This window comes from Arthrobacter sp. SO3 (genome assembly GCF_020532825.1).
Lineage (GTDB): Bacteria > Actinomycetota > Actinomycetes > Actinomycetales > Micrococcaceae > Arthrobacter.
In genome coordinates, this window is record NZ_MQTS01000021.1 from 1 (window position 1) to 14519 (window position 14519).

At 67.4% G+C, this 14519-nt stretch carries 13 protein-coding genes; 5 read left to right on the forward strand and 8 right to left on the reverse strand.

The genetic code is table 11. The features are described from left to right. Positions 1-116 precede the first annotated feature (116 nt). Positions 117-770 (reverse strand): plasmid pRiA4b ORF-3 family protein, encoded by a 654-nt coding sequence (locus BJQ90_RS02210; protein WP_226758682.1) that lies wholly within the window; start codon positions 768-770, stop codon positions 117-119. A gap of 789 nt (positions 771-1559) precedes the next feature. Between BJQ90_RS02210 and BJQ90_RS02215 the strand changes: the two genes are divergently transcribed. Further along, positions 1560-2924 carry a DUF2252 domain-containing protein gene (locus BJQ90_RS02215; protein WP_226758683.1) on the forward strand — a complete coding sequence of 455 codons (1365 nt, stop codon included), beginning with the start codon at positions 1560-1562 and terminating at the stop codon, positions 2922-2924. Positions 2925-3014: 90 nt separating this feature from the next. Here BJQ90_RS02215 and BJQ90_RS02220 read toward each other — a convergent pair whose 3' ends face one another. Further along, positions 3015-3164, reverse strand: coding sequence for a hypothetical protein (locus BJQ90_RS02220; RefSeq protein ID WP_226758684.1), 150 nt, complete (start codon positions 3162-3164; stop codon positions 3015-3017). A 116-nt stretch (positions 3165-3280) separates the two neighbouring features. Next, positions 3281-4324, reverse strand: coding sequence for an NAD(P)-dependent alcohol dehydrogenase (locus tag BJQ90_RS02225; RefSeq protein ID WP_226758685.1), 1044 nt, complete (start codon positions 4322-4324; stop codon positions 3281-3283). A 192-nt stretch (positions 4325-4516) separates the two neighbouring features. On the opposite strand from BJQ90_RS02225, the gene BJQ90_RS02230 reads away from it, so the two are divergent. After that, positions 4517-5452: a helix-turn-helix transcriptional regulator gene (locus tag BJQ90_RS02230; protein WP_226758686.1), complete on the forward strand. Its 936-nt coding sequence runs from the start codon at positions 4517-4519 to the stop codon at positions 5450-5452. On the opposite strand, the gene BJQ90_RS02235 is transcribed toward BJQ90_RS02230, so the two are convergent. The 3 genes from BJQ90_RS02235 to BJQ90_RS02245 are packed head-to-tail and all read right to left on the reverse strand — an operon-like array spanning position 5418 to position 9637. Beyond that, complete coding sequence (locus tag BJQ90_RS02235) at positions 5418-7178, reverse strand: acetyl/propionyl/methylcrotonyl-CoA carboxylase subunit alpha (protein ID WP_226758687.1); 1761 nt, start codon at positions 7176-7178, stop codon at positions 5418-5420. The genes BJQ90_RS02230 and BJQ90_RS02235 overlap by 35 nt on opposite strands. Further along, on the reverse strand, positions 7178-8827 hold the full coding sequence (locus BJQ90_RS02240; RefSeq protein ID WP_226758741.1) for a 5-oxoprolinase/urea amidolyase family protein: 1650 nt from the start codon (positions 8825-8827) through the stop codon (positions 7178-7180). The genes BJQ90_RS02235 and BJQ90_RS02240 overlap by 1 nt, the downstream gene beginning before the upstream one ends. A 45-nt stretch (positions 8828-8872) precedes the next feature. Then, complete coding sequence (locus BJQ90_RS02245; RefSeq protein WP_226758688.1) at positions 8873-9637, reverse strand: LamB/YcsF family protein; 765 nt, start codon at positions 9635-9637, stop codon at positions 8873-8875. Between the two features lie 107 nt (positions 9638-9744). Between BJQ90_RS02245 and BJQ90_RS02250 the strand changes: the two genes are divergently transcribed. From BJQ90_RS02250 to BJQ90_RS02260, 3 genes are all read left to right on the forward strand, one after another. Further along, entirely contained in the window at positions 9745-10488 is a 744-nt protein-coding gene (locus tag BJQ90_RS02250) for a GntR family transcriptional regulator (RefSeq protein WP_226758689.1), read from the forward strand. 155 nt (positions 10489-10643) lie between these two features. Further along, the gene (locus BJQ90_RS02255; RefSeq protein WP_226758690.1) at positions 10644-11861 is read left to right on the forward strand and encodes an NRAMP family divalent metal transporter; all 1218 of its coding nucleotides are present in this window, start codon (positions 10644-10646) and stop codon (positions 11859-11861) included. Positions 11862-11866: 5 nt separating this feature from the next. Then, entirely contained in the window at positions 11867-12694 is an 828-nt protein-coding gene (locus BJQ90_RS02260) for a putative hydro-lyase (protein ID WP_226758691.1), read from the forward strand. 86 nt (positions 12695-12780) lie between these two features. Here the strand turns inward: BJQ90_RS02260 and BJQ90_RS02265 are convergent, their stop codons facing one another. After that, positions 12781-13497 carry a GntR family transcriptional regulator gene (locus BJQ90_RS02265; RefSeq protein ID WP_413463625.1) on the reverse strand — a complete coding sequence of 239 codons (717 nt, stop codon included), beginning with the start codon at positions 13495-13497 and terminating at the stop codon, positions 12781-12783. Between the two features lie 381 nt (positions 13498-13878). Then, positions 13879-14511 carry a flavin reductase family protein gene (locus BJQ90_RS02270; protein WP_226758692.1) on the reverse strand — a complete coding sequence of 211 codons (633 nt, stop codon included), beginning with the start codon at positions 14509-14511 and terminating at the stop codon, positions 13879-13881. Positions 14512-14519: the final 8 nt, after the last annotated feature.

The following is a 14519-nucleotide window of genomic DNA, read 5'->3' on the forward strand; positions in this document are numbered from 1 at the left end:
TGACCCACCTCCGCGTGGCCCACCCTGCCCTGACCACAAATCTGCCTTGTCAATTTCGCCAACTACATTGGCAAGCCACATTGCACTCCGGAGTCCTGCGGGTTTTTCCCTCGCCTCTACCCATGGGCTCGAGCCTGGCGGCCCAGCGCCCGGTTCACGGCCGGGATGTCCAGGAAGGCGGGGTCGAAAGGTTCATCCGAACCCGTTATCTCGGCCACGCACAGGGAGTATTCGGCGTGCTCCGGATGCGACGAGTCCGCCAACGCGTCCATGATCTCCTCGTAGCCGGGAAATCCTCCGGAGTCTTCCAGCGGGCCGCGCCGGGCACCGTCGACCAGCCACGCCGGCGGAGGATCTTCGTCCGCAGGACGCCGGGAAACCAGTTCGAGCCGGTGGAGCCAGCTGTCGCCAAAGTCGTATTCATAGAACGCTGCGCCTAAACCCAGCGCGAGCAGCTGCTCCAGCGAGCAATCCTCCTCAGGCCTGTCCGCGGGCTCTTCGCAGTCCCGCCGTGGAAGCCACTGCGGGACTTCCGGGATTTCGCCACAGATTGGCCGCAGCGGTACGAAGGGATCATCCGTTGTGAACCTGTGCAGGTGCGCGTCCTCCCAGCCGAAAGCCTCCTGCACGACCAGGTGCACCTGGTTCAGTGCCAGTGATCCAGGGATTTCGAACCGGCGCCAGATTTCAGGCTCGCTGTCGACCAAGCCCACGCGGACCTCCAGCATCGGCTCTGATTCGCCGCTCATCCCGGCCCCGAGCTTATCCATGCAAGCCATTCTTTCAGCCCCACCGCCTGCCAGCGGTCGTGACCTTCTCCCCGGACTACAACGCCTCTTGACGAAATCACAATTACCGGCGTTCAAGTAGGACGAGTAGAAGCAGCAGCCTACTCGGGCAGACAGCCGCAAAAGGAACTCAACCGTTAAAATCTTGACTTGACCACAACAGGAATTAGGAGCAGGGACAACTAAATGGGGGCTTACCGGCCGGCGGTTGCGCGCCGCAGCGTTCCATTCCGCGACAGCGGAAGCAGGCAGTTTTCTCCTAGGAAGGTCGTCGCGATCCATCGCGGCAGCTTCGAGGGCGCACCGTGCTCATGCCCGCCTGCGGAAACAGTTCTAGCGCGCTCGTTCCTTTTCTGACGTGGTGGGCTCAACTTTTCGCCTTGTCGACAGATCGCGCCTCGCTGTTCCGTTGGAAAGTATGCTCAGCAAAGCTTTGGAAGCTGTGCCAAGTCAGATTCATGCGACTCTCACCAATACTGCCTGGTCACACTGCTAAGCCGTGCAGTCGGAGATGGCAAAATAGTCAAAGTCCATTTCTGGCGCGCACTTTAAGCAGTCCTTTTGTCGTCGCGCGTATTCGGCTGCTGCGCGATCTCCCTGCGCGCTGACAACGGCACCCCCTGACCCATCCATGGTGGTCCCAGCAGCGCCCGGAGCGGGACCTGTTTTGCGAGCATTTCCCCAATGAGGCACGCACGCCATTTCGCGGGCACGATTCGTGAGTCGCATCGGCCTGTTGTGGAACCGGGCGCGAGCGTCCAAAATGACCTCATGCCTGCCGATTCCTCCTCCGCACCGGTTCGCGAAGAGTTGCCGTTGAGCCGTGCCGATGCGTATGCCCGCGGCCGCCAACTGCGCGGGGCCACGCCGCGTAGTGCACTGGCCGAGCGGAGCACGGCACAGCGTGACGCCGTCGCGCATATCCACGAACAGAACGAAGACCGTGACCAGGACCTGGTGCCCCTGCGCATGGAGCGCATGCTCGAGAACCCCTTCGCGTTCTACCGGGGGACGGCCGGACTGATGGCCATGGACCTCGCCCGCGACCCGCACTCGGGGATCGTGGTCGCGGCATGCGGCGACGCGCACATCAGCAACTTCGGCTTCTATGCCTCCCCGGAACGCAAACTCGTCTTCGACCTCAACGACTTCGACGAGGCCGGCGCAGCCCCGTGGGACTGGGACCTCAAACGGCTCGTCACGAGCGTGGTGGTCGGCGGCATTCACGCCGAGTACACCGAACGCGAGGTGCGCAAGGCAGCACGACGCGCCGTCAGGGCGTACCGCAGCGCACTGACCACGATGCTGGAACGAAACCCGTACGAGCGCTACTACATGCATAGCAACATCAAATTTGCCCGCAGCCTCCTGAGCGCGGACGCCCAGAAGGTGCTGCACCACGCGATCAGAGATGCCAGGAAGCGCACCGGCCAGCGGGCCGTGCGTCGCACCACGCAGATGGACCACGACGGTCGCCTGCGTTTCGTTGAACAGCCTCCGGCAATGACGACTGCGCCCGTGCAGAACACGGACGTGGTACCGCGCCTGTTCGCCGAATATCGCCGCACGGTCAGTCTCGACGTCCGCACCGTTCTGGCCCAGTACACCCCCACCGATCTGGCCCGCCGTGTGGTCGGCGTCGGGAGCGTCGGGACCCGTTGCTTCCTGCAGTTGCTGCAGTCCCCCGATGGGGATGCGCTGCTGCTCCAGGTGAAGGAGGCCGGGCAGTCAGTGCTGGAACGCTACGGCGGCATCACGCAGCCGAGGAGCAGCGCACAGGATGTGGCAGAGCATGGTCAGGGCACCCGCGTGGTCCAGCTCCAACGGGTGCTGCAGGCAGTATCGGATCCGTTCCTGGGCCATCTGCAGAACAACGATCGCGACTACTACGTACGCCAGTTCCATGACATGAAAGGATCGATCGACCTGGCGGGACTCGACTATGTCCCGTTCTTCGACTACGTCCGCACGTGCGCACTCCTGCTCGCACGCGCCCACGCGCAAAGCCCCGCGGCAGGCCAGATCCTCGGTTACCTGGGTAAATCGGAGGCCGGCACCGAAGCTGTTGTCGACTGGTCGTTCAGCTACGCCCGGCAATCGCTGCTCGACTATGAGGCCCTTCGCGCAGCGCCATGACCGTCAGGTGCGAACACTGACCTGCCGGCCGGTCTCGATTTTTCCCTCAGCAAAAGCAAACTCGGGTGGGCAGCGTCGTCGCTGCGGAAGTTAGTGGTCCAGCGGGGATTTCTCCCGGGAGAAATAGACGGCGGAGGATCCCTGCTTCAGGGTCAGCATGGAGAGCTCCCGTATGTCCTGGGCGTGGGTGACCCCGGCGGGTGCGGCGTCCTCGTCCGTGAGGATGAAGTCGTGGCTCATCGTGCTGCCCCCTGACGTGAACTGCTCCCCGGACGTCGGAACTGAATTTCCCAGTCCAACATCCGGGGAGCAGTTCACCGGTTCACACCGGCCGGGCCCCTTCTCCGTGGCTGGGACTAGGCCAGCGTGGAGGTGTCGACCACGAAGCGGTACCGCACGTCGGAGGCGAGCACGCGCTCGTAGGCGTCGTTGATCTTCTCGGCCGGGATGACCTCGATCTCGGCGCCGAGCTTGTGCTCGGCACAGAAATCCAGCATTTCCTGGGTCTCCCGGATGCCGCCGATCATGGATCCGGCGAAGGACCGGCGTCCCGCGATCAGGGCGAACGCGTTCACGGGCAGCGGTTCCGCCGGGGCGCCCACGTTCACCATGGCGCCGTCGAGGCTCAGCAACTGCAGGTAGGAGCTGATGTCGATCTTCGCGCTGACGGTGTTGATGATCAGGTCGAAAGAGCCTGCCAGATCCGTGAAGGTGTTTTCATCGCTGGTGGCGAAGTAGTGGTCCGCGCCCAGCTTCAGCCCGTCCTCCTGCTTCTTCAGCGACTGTGAAAGCACGGTCACCTCGGCGCCCATGGCGTGGGCAAGCTTGACGGCCATGTGTCCGAGGCCGCCGAGTCCCACGACCGCCACCTTTTTGCCGGGTCCGGCACCCCAGTGACGCAGCGGGGAGTAGGTAGTGACGCCGGCGCAGAGCAGCGGCGCGGCGACGTCGAGTTCGATGCCCTCCGGGATCCGCACGACGAAGTCCTCGGTCACCACCACATGGGTGGAGTAGCCGCCCTGGGTGATCGTGCCGTCGCGGTCCACGGCACCGTAGGTGCCCGTGTTCCCGGCGAGGCAGTACTGTTCCTCGCCGGCCCGGCAGTTGACGCACTCGCGGCAGGAGTTGACCATGCAGCCGACGCCGACCCGGTCGCCCACGTTGTGCTTGGTGACGGCCGAGCCGACCTCGGTGACGATGCCGGCAATTTCGTGGCCCGGTGCCAGCGGGAACTGCTGCGGGCCCCAGTCACCGCGGACGGTGTGGATGTCGGAGTGGCAGATGCCGGCGAACTTGATGTCGATCAGGACGTCGTGCGGTCCAACGTCCCGGCGCTCGATGGTGGTCGGCGCGAGGGGTTCGGTCGCCGAGGGGGCGGCGTAAGCGTTAACGGTAAGCATGGATCTCCTGCTTGTGGAAGGTTTTGGGGGGGTGCCCCGGCGTCCCGCACCGGATAGGCGCGGCATTTCGGCCCGGACGTCATCGGGGGCACTCTCTATCAAACACCACTGAGCTGCCGGTGAGGGAGGCCCTGCTGTGAGGGGTCCTGGCAGGGACTCCCTTACGGCGCCGCACCCTCTAACGTTGAAGGTATGGACAACCAGAGCGAGACCCGGGACTTCCTGGCCACCCGGCGGGCGAAAATCACCCCGGAACAGGCGGGTCTACCCGTCTCCGGCGGCAACCGCCGGGTCCCCGGACTGCGCCGCGGCGAGGTTGCCCTCCTGGCCGGGGTCAGTGTCGAGTATTACACCCGGCTGGAACGCGGAAACCTCTCCGGAGTCTCCGAGGGAGTCCTGGAAGCCTTGGCGCGGGCTCTGCAGCTGGATGAGGCCGAGCAGGCGCACCTGTTCGACCTGGCCCGGGCGGCGAGCACCAGCCGCAAACCGCAGCGCCGCCGACCCACCACCCAGCCGGTCCGTGCGAGCGTGCAACTCATGCTCGACGCGATCAGCAACGCCCCGGCGTTCGTGCGCAACGGGCGCCTGGACATCCTCGCTGCCAACCAGCTCGGCTACGCGCTGTATTCCGAGATGTACGCCAGCCCGGTCCGGCCGGCCAACCATGCCCGGTTCATTTTCCTGGACAACCGTTCCTACGGTTTCTACCCGGACTGGGACCGCGCCGCGAATGACACGGTGGCAATCCTGCGCACCGAGGCCGGCCGTAACCCCTACGACCGCGGCCTGACCGACCTGGTGGGGGAACTCTCCACGCGCAGTGAGGAGTTCCGCACCCGGTGGGCGGCCCACAATGTCCGCCTGCACCACTCCGGGATCAAGCACCTCCGCCACCCCGTAGTCGGCGACCTCCACCTCCTGTACGAGTCCCTGGATCTGTCCGCCGACGCCGGGCTGTCGCTGCTCGCCTACACGGCTGAGCCCCGTTCAACCACCGGGGACGCCTTGCGGCTGCTCGCCAGCTGGGCCGCGACGCAGAAGTCGGAGGCGCTGCAGGCCGAGACGCCGCCGGACCCGGCGCAGCAATCCGCCGCTACCCAATCAGGGCAAGCACCGCTCCAGCAGTAACGACGCCGCCGGCCTCCGCGCGGACGCCCGTGACGGTCCCGCCGCGGTGGGCGGCGACCTGGGTTTCCATCTTCATCGCTTCCAGCACCACCACGGGATCCCCTGCCGAGACTTCGGCGCCCGGTGCGACGAGCCACTTCACCACGGTGCCGGCCATGTCGGCGCGCAGCTCCCCGGGATCAGCGCCGACAGCTCCGGCGTCGGACGCTCCGTCCACGGAAACTCCCGCAGGAAGTGGGCCGCCCGAGCGGGCCCAGCCGTCCAGCAGGTCCGCCGGCAGCCCGACGGCCATCCGGCGGCCGTCCACCTCGACTGTGATGGTGCGGCGTTCGCCGTCGGGCGCTGTGGTGCTGAAGCCTGAATCGGCGGGAATGGAGCTACTGTCTGCGAAGTCGGTTTCGATCCAGCGGGTGTGGATGCCGAGGCCGGTCTCGGACGTGAAGTCCGGGGATTCGAGCACGGCGCGGTGGAACGGCAGCACGGTGGCCACCCCGGTGATGCTGATTTCGGCGAGGGCCCGGCGGGCGCGGCGCAGTGCCTGCTGCCGGTCGACGCCGGTGACGATCAGTTTCGCCAGCAGCGAGTCGAACTGCGGCGGCACGAACGAGCCGGAGCGGACGCCGGTGTCGAGCCGGATGCCGGGGCCGGTGGGGCCGTGGAACTCCTCGACGGTGCCGGGTGAGGGCAGGAAGCCGCGCCCGACGTCCTCGGCGTTGAGCCGGAATTCGAAGGAGTGCCCGCGCGGTGCCGGGTCCTCGGTGATGCGCAGCGGTTCCCCGGCGGCGATGCGGAACTGCTCCTGGACGAGGTCGATGCCGGTAGTTTCCTCGGTGATGGGGTGCTCCACCTGGAGCCTGGTGTTCACCTCAAGGAACGCAACGGTGCCGTCGGCTGCGACCAGGAATTCCACGGTGCCGGCGCCGGAGTAGCCGGCTTCGCGGCAGACGGCCTTGGCGGCGTCGTAGATCTGGCGGGTCTGCTCGTCGCTCAGGAATGGCGCGGGGGCCTCCTCGACGAGCTTCTGGTGCCGGCGCTGGAGCGAGCAGTCGCGGGTTCCGACGACGACGACGTTGCCGTGGGTGTCCGCGAGGACCTGCGCCTCGACGTGCCGCGGACGGTCGAGGTAGCGCTCCACGAAGCATTCGCCGCGGCCGAAGGCGGCGACGGCCTCGCGGACGGCGGAGTCGAAGGCTTCCTCGACCTCGTCGAGGGAGCGGACCACCTTCATGCCGCGGCCTCCGCCGCCGAAGGCCGCCTTGATAGCCATCGGCAGGCCGTGCTGTTCGGCGAAGGCGCGGGCCTCCGCGGCGGTTTCCACCGGGCCGTCGCTGCCGGCGACGAGCGGTGCGCCGGCGCGGACGGCGGCTTCGCGGGCGGTGATCTTGTTGCCGAGCAGGCGGATGGCGTCCGGGGTGGGGCCGATCCAGGTGAGGCCGGCGTCGAGGACGGCCTGGGCGAATTCGGCGTTCTCAGACAGGAAGCCATAGCCGGGGTGGAGGGCGTCGGCGCCGGATTCGGCCGCGGCTGCGAGCAGCTTGGGGATGTTGAGGTAGGTGTCCGCGGGCGAATTGCCACCCAGGGCGTAGGCCTCGTCCGCGGCCGAGACGTGCAGGGCGTCGGCGTCGATGTCCGCATAGACAGCAACGGAGGCCAGCTGGGCGTCGTCGCAGGCCCGGGCGATCCGGACGGCGATTTCACCGCGGTTGGCGATCAGGACCTTGCGCATCAGTTACTCGCTTCTTGTTCGGGGGTGGCGTTCTCGGTAATGGGGTTTTCGGCCCAGCGGAAGCGGATCTTGCCGCCGATCGGGACCTGGGCGGCGCGGTCCAGCTGGGAGTCGACCACCACGGCGATCACGGGGTAGCCGCCGGTCATCGGGTGGTCGGCCAGGAAGAGTACGGGCAGCCCTTCCGGCGGGACCTGCAGGGCTCCGGCGACGGTGCCCTCGCTGGCGAGTTCACCCTGCCGGGCGCGCTGCAGCGGAGTTCCCTGCAGGCGCATGCCCACCCGGTTGGACTGCGGTTTCACCTCCCAGTCCTGCCCGCAGAAGGACGCCAGCGCGGGGGCGTCGAACCAGTCGGCGCGGGGGCCGGGGACGACGTCAAGCACGGTGACACCGCTGCCCGGGAATTCCGGCTGCAGTTCGGGGTGCCCGACGACGCCGGATTCGGCCTCCCCGCCGGAGGCGAGGAGCTGGCCGGCGGCCAGCGGGGCCGGGCCGATCCCGGACATGGTGTCGGTCGAGCGGCTGCCGAGCACCGGGGCGGTGTCCGCGCCGCCGCGGACGGCGAGGTAGCTGCGGAAGCCGGTCTGCAGGGCGCCGATGGTCAGGGTTTCGCCGTCGAGAAGTGCGAAAGGGGTGGCCATCGGGACGGTCCGCCAGAAGGGCCCGGCGTCGTCAGAATCGATGTCGGACGGCGTCCCGACGGTCAGCTCCGCGGGCGCTCCGGTGACGGCGAGGACCTGGTCCCCGACGGCCTGCACCGACAGTCCGCTGGCGACGGTCTCGACCGCAGCGGCCGACGGCGCGTTCCCGACCAGGCGGTTGGCCCGGCGCAGGGAGGCCCGGTCCAGCGCGCCGGCCGCGGAGACGCCCAGGCCAGAGTGGCCGTAGCGGCCGAGGTCCTGGATCAGGCTCTGCAGGCCCGGTGAGACGATCCGCAGGCCGGACGTCACCTGCGGGGCGGTTGCCGTGGCCGGGTGTTCCGGCGCCAGCGTCACGACCTCCCGGACCGCGCGGAACTGGACGCGGTGGCCGGGGACGGCCAGGGCGGGCTGCTCCCGGTCCAGGTCCCACATCCTGGCGCCGGTCCGGCCGATCAGCTGCCAGCCGCCGGGCGAGCGGCGCGGATACACGGCCGAATAGTTCCCGGCCAGCGCCACCGAGCCGGCCGGGACGGCGGTGCGCGGGGAGCTGCGCCGCGGCACTTCGAGCACCTGGTTCTCCCCCACCATGTAGCCGAAGCCGGGGGCGAAGCCGGCGAAAGCCACGGTCCAGATCTGCCCGGTGTGGGCTGCGATCACGCCGTCGGCCCCGAGGCCGGTCAGTTCCCCGGCTTCGGCGAGGTCCTCGCCGTCGTACACGGTGTCGATGAGCACCAGTTCGCCGTCCCGCTGCACGGGCGCGGTGAGGTCAAGCTGGAGCAGCCGCGCGGCGATCCGCCGGGCCGCAACCGGTGAGTCGGCCGTGACCAGGACCGTCTCGGCCGCAGCCAGGACGTCCAGCTGGCCCGGCAGCGGCTTCTCGAGGAGCAGCGCCTGCAGGGCCAGCACGTCCTGGGTTCCGGAGAGCTCGGCAAGTACCGCGCGGGTTCCCACCGCCCGCACGGAGCGGACCTTTTGTACTGCCGCCTTTTGTACTGCCAGGGTTTCCATAGCTGCCTTCATCGTTGCCGGTGCCTTGATCTGGATCCGCGCCGCTTAGGCGTGCACGAATGCGGCCGTGCTGATACCGGCGGCGGTCAGGGCCGCACGGACTGCGGCGGCCATGGTGACGGCTCCCGGGGAGTCGCCGTGCACGCAGATGCTCTCCGCGCGGATCTTCAGGATGGAGCCGTCAATGGTGCGGACGGCGGAATCGGAGGCCATCCGGAGGACATGCTCAGTGACCTCCGCGTGGTCGTGCAGGACGGCTCCGGGCAGCGTGCGGGACACAAGGGTGCCGTCCGGGTTGTAGGCCCGGTCCGCGAAGGCTTCGGTCACGGCACGGAGGCCGGCGGCCTCGGCCAAGCGGAGCACTTCGGAGCCCGGAAGGCCCAGGATGGGCAGGTTCGGGTCGACGGATTTGACGGCGTCGACGACGGCTTTCGCCTGCGCGGTGTGTGCCACGATCGCGTTGTACAGGCCGCCGTGCGGCTTGACGTAGGTGACTCTGCCGCCTTCCGCGGCGGCCAGTGCCTGCAGCGCGCCGATCTGGTAGACGACGTCGTCCGCAAGTTCGATCGGGTCGATGTCCAGGAAACGCCGGCCGAAACCTGCGAGGTCGCGGTAGCCGACGTGGGCGCCGATCACGACGCCGGCGGCCACCGCCTCGCGGCAGGTCTTCCGGATCACGCTGGGGTCCCCGGCATGGAACCCGCAGGCCACGTTCGCGCTGGAAACCGAACGGAACATCGCCGTATCGTCACCCAGGCTCCAGCGTCCGTAGGATTCGCCGACGTCGCTGTTCAGGTCAATGGTTGCCATCTGTGATCCTCGTCTCATGGGGTTCCTTTATCTAGGATGCACTACATCCCCGAATTGTTCAACAATTCTTCGATTCTACGATGTGGCGATCGTGTAGATTCGCATCTATGACGAGCGCCGAATCAGGACTCCCGGGCAGTTCCGGCCCCACCGCCGCGGGAAGCAATCCGGCCTCCGGCCTGGCGGCCGCGGCGCCGGGGTCGGCGGCCCGCCTGCGGCTGGCCGTCCCCTCCGTGGCAGACCGGGTGGCGGCCGAGCTGCGGTTGCAGCTGGCGGAGGGGCTGCTGCTGCCGGGCCAGCGACTGACCGAGTCGACCATTTCGGCCGAGCTGGGCGTTTCCCGCAACACCATCCGAGAGGCCTTTGCCGAGCTCGCGGCCGAACGGCTGGTGGTCCGGCACCCGAACCGGGGCGTGTTCGTCGCGACCCTGGGGCCGGGCGAGATCCATGACGTCTACACCGTGCGCCGGTTCATCGAAGTGAGCGCGATCCGCGGCGGAGGAAGCCCGGAGAGGGTGGCCGCGGTCCGCGCGGCAGTGGAGGAAGGCAGAGCCGCGGCCGCGGCCGATGACGAGGAGGCCCTCGGCAGCGCGAACCAGCATTTCCACGGCGCCATCGTGGCGCTGGCCGGGAGCCGGCGCCTCAATACGATCATGGCCCAGATTCTGGCCGAAATGCGGCTGTTCTTTCACAAGGCCACCGTGGACGCGCACTTCTACCGCAGCTACCTCGACGACAACGAGAAAATCTGCCAGGCACTGGAGGCCGGCCGACTGGACCGTGCCGGTGACCTGCTGCTGGCCTACCTGAATATCTCGGAGGAGAAGCAGCGCGCGGTCCACGGCGACTGAGCGACTACTGACCCACCGGGGCCCCGGCGGTCCACCGGGATCGGACCATCGAGCTAAAAATTGTTGAACAATTCCTTGCGCGGATTGTTCAACAGTCTGTAGAGTTGCGGGAGACATTCGTTGTGACGCCAGTCACCTAACTGTTTGGGACCCCCATGGAAACCACCACCGTTAAGGCCGCCCTCAAGCCGGCCGCCCGGCGTTCCGCCCTGCTGGGCGCCATGTTCCTCATGGCCACCAGTGCCATCGGCCCGGGGTTCATCACCCAGACCACAGCCTTCACCGTCCAACTCGGCGCCGCCTTCGCCTTCGCGATCCTGGTCTCCATCCTGGTCGACATCGCCGTGCAGGCCAACGTCTGGCGGATCATCGGCGTCTCCGGCCTGCGGGCCCAGGAGCTCGGCAACAAGGTCCTCCCCGGCGTCGGCTGGTTCCTCGCTGCACTTGTCTTCCTGGGTGGCATAGTCTTCAACATCGGCAATATCGCCGGAACCGGACTCGGCACCAACGCCATGATGGGGCTGGACCCCAAAATCGGCGGGGCGGTGTCAGCCGTCCTGGCCATCCTGATCTTCCTCAGCAAGCGGGCCGGGGTGGCCCTCGACCGGATCGTGGTGATCCTCGGTGCCCTGATGATCCTGATGACCCTGTACGTGGCAGTGGTTTCCGCCCCGCCGCTGGGTGAGGCCCTCAAGAACACTGTGATGCCCGAGAAGATCGACTTCCTGGTCATCACCACCCTCATTGGCGGAACGATCGGCGGCTACATCACCTACGCGGGTGCCCACCGCATGCTGGACACCGGCGTCACCGGCGTTGAAAACGTCAAGCAGATCACGCAGAGCTCGATCGTAGGGATCCTGGTCACCTGCGTCATGCGCATCCTGCTCTTCCTGGCCATCTTTGGTGTAGTCGCCGGCGGCGTGGCCCTGACCGGCAGCAACCTGGCCGCCTCCGCTTTCCAGGCCGCAGCAGGAGATATCGGCATGCGCGTCTTCGGTGTCATCCTGTGGGCAGCCTCCGTCACCTCCGTAATCGGTGCGGCATACACCTCGGTCTCCTTCGTGACGAAGTCCAGCACCAAGGACCGCACCCGCAACCTGATCACGGTCGGCTTCATCGGTTTCTGCACCGTGGCCTACCTGCTGATTGGCCAGGCCCCGCAGCAGCTTCTGATCTTCGCCGGTGCCTTCAACGGCCTCATTCTCCCCGTCGGGTTCGGAGTCCTGCTCTGGGTGGCCTGGCGCCGCCGGGACCTCATGCAGGGCTACGTCTACCCCAAGGGCCTGCTCGTCATCGGCGTGGTCGCCTGGCTGCTGACCCTGTTCCTCGGCTACAGCTCACTTTACAGCCTGGCCAAACTGTGGGCCTAGAACCAATGTCTCTTCCGGAGGTGACCGTGCCGTCCCCCATCGCGCATCCCAAGAACCCGGCAGGGCTGCACCCGGCCGAGGCCAGGTCCCTGTTCCGCGCCGGTCTCGTGACGCCCACCTCCGGCTGGAGCAGCGGCTACGCGCAGGCCAACCTGATCATCGTGCCCAAGGCGCAGGCCTTCGACGTTCTGCTGTTCGCGCAGCGCAACCCCAAGCCTTGCCCTATCCTGGGCGTGCTGGACGCCGGCGCGACCTCCAGTGTGCTGCTGGCCGGAGGGGATATCCGCACCGACGTGCCCAAGTACGTGGTGTACCGGGACGGCCGGAAGGTCGACGAACCAGCCGACATCACAGAGCACTGGCGCGATGACCTCGTGACGTTCATTGTGGGCTGCAGCTTCACCTTCGAATCCGCCCTCCAGGACAACGGCATCCGGGTTGCCCATATCGACCAGGGAGTGAACGTGCCCATGTACCGCACGTCCGTCCGCTGCGAACCGGCCGGACAAATGGCCGGACCTATGGTGGTCTCCATGCGTCCTATTCCGGCCTCCCAGGTGGCCGACGCCGTCCGCATCACTTCCCGCTATCCGGCCGTGCACGGCGCCCCGGTCCATGTGGGAAACCCCGCCGAACTGGGCATCACGGATCTGGGCCGGCCGGACTTCGGTGATCCGGTCCGGATCCCGGACGGGCACATCCCGGTCTTCTGGGCGTGCGGGGTGACTCCGCAGGCGGCCGTCATGGAGTCAAGGCCGGCACTGGCCATCGGCCACGCCCCGGGGCACATGCTCATTACGGACGCTCGCGACACCTCCTACCAGGTCCCTTAGGCGAGGCGCCCGGAACGCCCTGTCCCGGTCACAGCAGCCCGCCGGACCTGACTGGTCCGGCGGGCTGCTGGTGTCCGCGGTCAACATTACGAATCACCCGCACCGGGGCTCAAATCCTGCGGAAGGGCTCCAATATGCGCCAGGAGCTCGTGCTCGGCCGCGTCCAAGTACCGGCGCAACTCGGCCGCGGCCTCTTGCCGGCGACCGGTCCGCAGCAGCGCCACCAGGGCGGCGTTGCGTTCCACGTAGTGGCTGTGGAAGTCTGCCGTGGTAGCCATGGCGTGGAAGACCAGCCGCATCTGGGCCAGGACCTTGTCCATGAGCTCAGCCACTGACGCACTCCCGGAGAGCGCTACCAAAGCTTTGTGCAGGTCCTGGTTGGCATCGGCCATATCCGTCACGGCCCCCGCCCGGAGGGCGTCGCGGGCCCGGTCGATGATGGCGTCCAGCGCATCCAGGGTCTCTGCCCGGTAGTCCCCCCACAGCACGGCCGCCGGCTCGATCAGCCGGCGGACCCGGTAGATTTCACGGACATCCTCTGCCTGGGGCGCGGACACGAACACGCCTCGATTGGGTATGCGCCGCACCACGGACTCACCGGCGAGGACAGTGAAAGCCTCCCGCAGCGTGTTCCGTGAGACGCCCAGGACCTCGGAAAGTTTCTGCTCGGACAGTTTCGTCCCAGGGGCGAGCTGGCCTGCCGAGATGCGCGAACGAAGCACAGCGGCCACCCACGATCCGGTGTGGGCGTGGGTGGCCTGGACCTCGTCGGAGATCCCTTCTAGCGCTGCAGTCATCGGCATAGACCCAATCTACCGAAGTTGCGGTGCACTCCCCGCGCCGCGTCCGCCGCGTCCCGGTGGCAAATAGGGGACTTGGTGGATGAGCTGGCAGCCACTCTCATCGGACGACGCGTGGGCGTCGGCAGAACCAAGAACGCGGCGAGCCCAGCTCGCACCTCCGACGCGCTTTCTGGACTGCGTGGCGGCGAATTCCTGGCGCTACCGAATTCCGGTGGCGGCAGCGTTTCCGTGCGTCGAGGAGAACTCTCCGCGTCGTGGTCGCGGACCGGCCAGCGTGAGTGCGGCCCGACCATTTCGGACCAGTAGGCATCCCAGCATTCCGTTCACCAGCAGTGCGGGCCAGCATTCAGTTCAGGCCAGTGCGGGACGGCCCGGATCAGGTCAGTCCTTGGACCGGCGTGTCGGCCGGAATTCCCCGGGCCAGTCGGCCGTCCGGATCCGCTTGAGCTCGCTGACCGGACCCGTGGCACCCCATTCATCGAGGCCCAGCCGCGAGAGTGGGTCCAGTTTGTTGATCGTGGGATGGGATCCCTGCAGAGCCTCTGAGGCGACCGCGGCGTGCGTCACCTCGCCGAAGACCAGGACGCAGTCGCCCATCTCCAGCGTGCTGTGGAGCTTGCACTCCAGCGCCACCGGCGATTCCGCGACCCGGGGGACCTGCACTGTGCGGCCTGCTTCACGGGTCAGGCCGGCGGCATCGAACTCGCTCACCTCGGGCGGGAAATTCGTGCCGGTGGCGTTGACCTCGGCGATGAGGTCCGCCGGAGCCAGGTTCACGATGAACTCCCCCGTTGCGACGATGTTGCGCAGGGAGTCCTTCTTACCGACCGAGGTGAACTGAATGATGGGCGGTGTCACCGAGGCCACCGTGAAGAACGAATGCGGGGCAAGGTTGTCCACCCCGTCGGCGGACGTACTCGAAACCCAAGCGATGGGCCGGGGAACGATCACCGCCGTCAGCAGGCGGTAGAAGTCCCCGGAGGGAAGTTCGTCAGGGCTGAAGTCCGTGCGCATGGCTCCAC

Coding starts and splice junctions, on each gene's coding strand:
- BJQ90_RS02210 (WP_226758682.1), bottom strand. CDS start 770: ATGGATAAGCTCGGGGCCGGGATGAGCGGCGAATCAGAGCCGATGCTG.
- BJQ90_RS02215 (WP_226758683.1), top strand. CDS start 1,560: ATGCCTGCCGATTCCTCCTCCGCACCGGTTCGCGAAGAGTTGCCGTTG.
- BJQ90_RS02220 (WP_226758684.1), bottom strand. CDS start 3,164: ATGAGCCACGACTTCATCCTCACGGACGAGGACGCCGCACCCGCCGGG.
- BJQ90_RS02225 (WP_226758685.1), bottom strand. CDS start 4,324: ATGCTTACCGTTAACGCTTACGCCGCCCCCTCGGCGACCGAACCCCTC.
- BJQ90_RS02230 (WP_226758686.1), top strand. CDS start 4,517: ATGGACAACCAGAGCGAGACCCGGGACTTCCTGGCCACCCGGCGGGCG.
- BJQ90_RS02235 (WP_226758687.1), bottom strand. CDS start 7,178: ATGCGCAAGGTCCTGATCGCCAACCGCGGTGAAATCGCCGTCCGGATC.
- BJQ90_RS02240 (WP_226758741.1), bottom strand. CDS start 8,827: ATGGAAACCCTGGCAGTACAAAAGGCGGCAGTACAAAAGGTCCGCTCC.
- BJQ90_RS02245 (WP_226758688.1), bottom strand. CDS start 9,637: ATGGCAACCATTGACCTGAACAGCGACGTCGGCGAATCCTACGGACGC.
- BJQ90_RS02250 (WP_226758689.1), top strand. CDS start 9,745: ATGACGAGCGCCGAATCAGGACTCCCGGGCAGTTCCGGCCCCACCGCC.
- BJQ90_RS02255 (WP_226758690.1), top strand. CDS start 10,644: ATGGAAACCACCACCGTTAAGGCCGCCCTCAAGCCGGCCGCCCGGCGT.
- BJQ90_RS02260 (WP_226758691.1), top strand. CDS start 11,867: ATGTCTCTTCCGGAGGTGACCGTGCCGTCCCCCATCGCGCATCCCAAG.
- BJQ90_RS02265 (WP_413463625.1), bottom strand. CDS start 13,497: ATGCCGATGACTGCAGCGCTAGAAGGGATCTCCGACGAGGTCCAGGCC.
- BJQ90_RS02270 (WP_226758692.1), bottom strand. CDS start 14,511: ATGCGCACGGACTTCAGCCCTGACGAACTTCCCTCCGGGGACTTCTAC.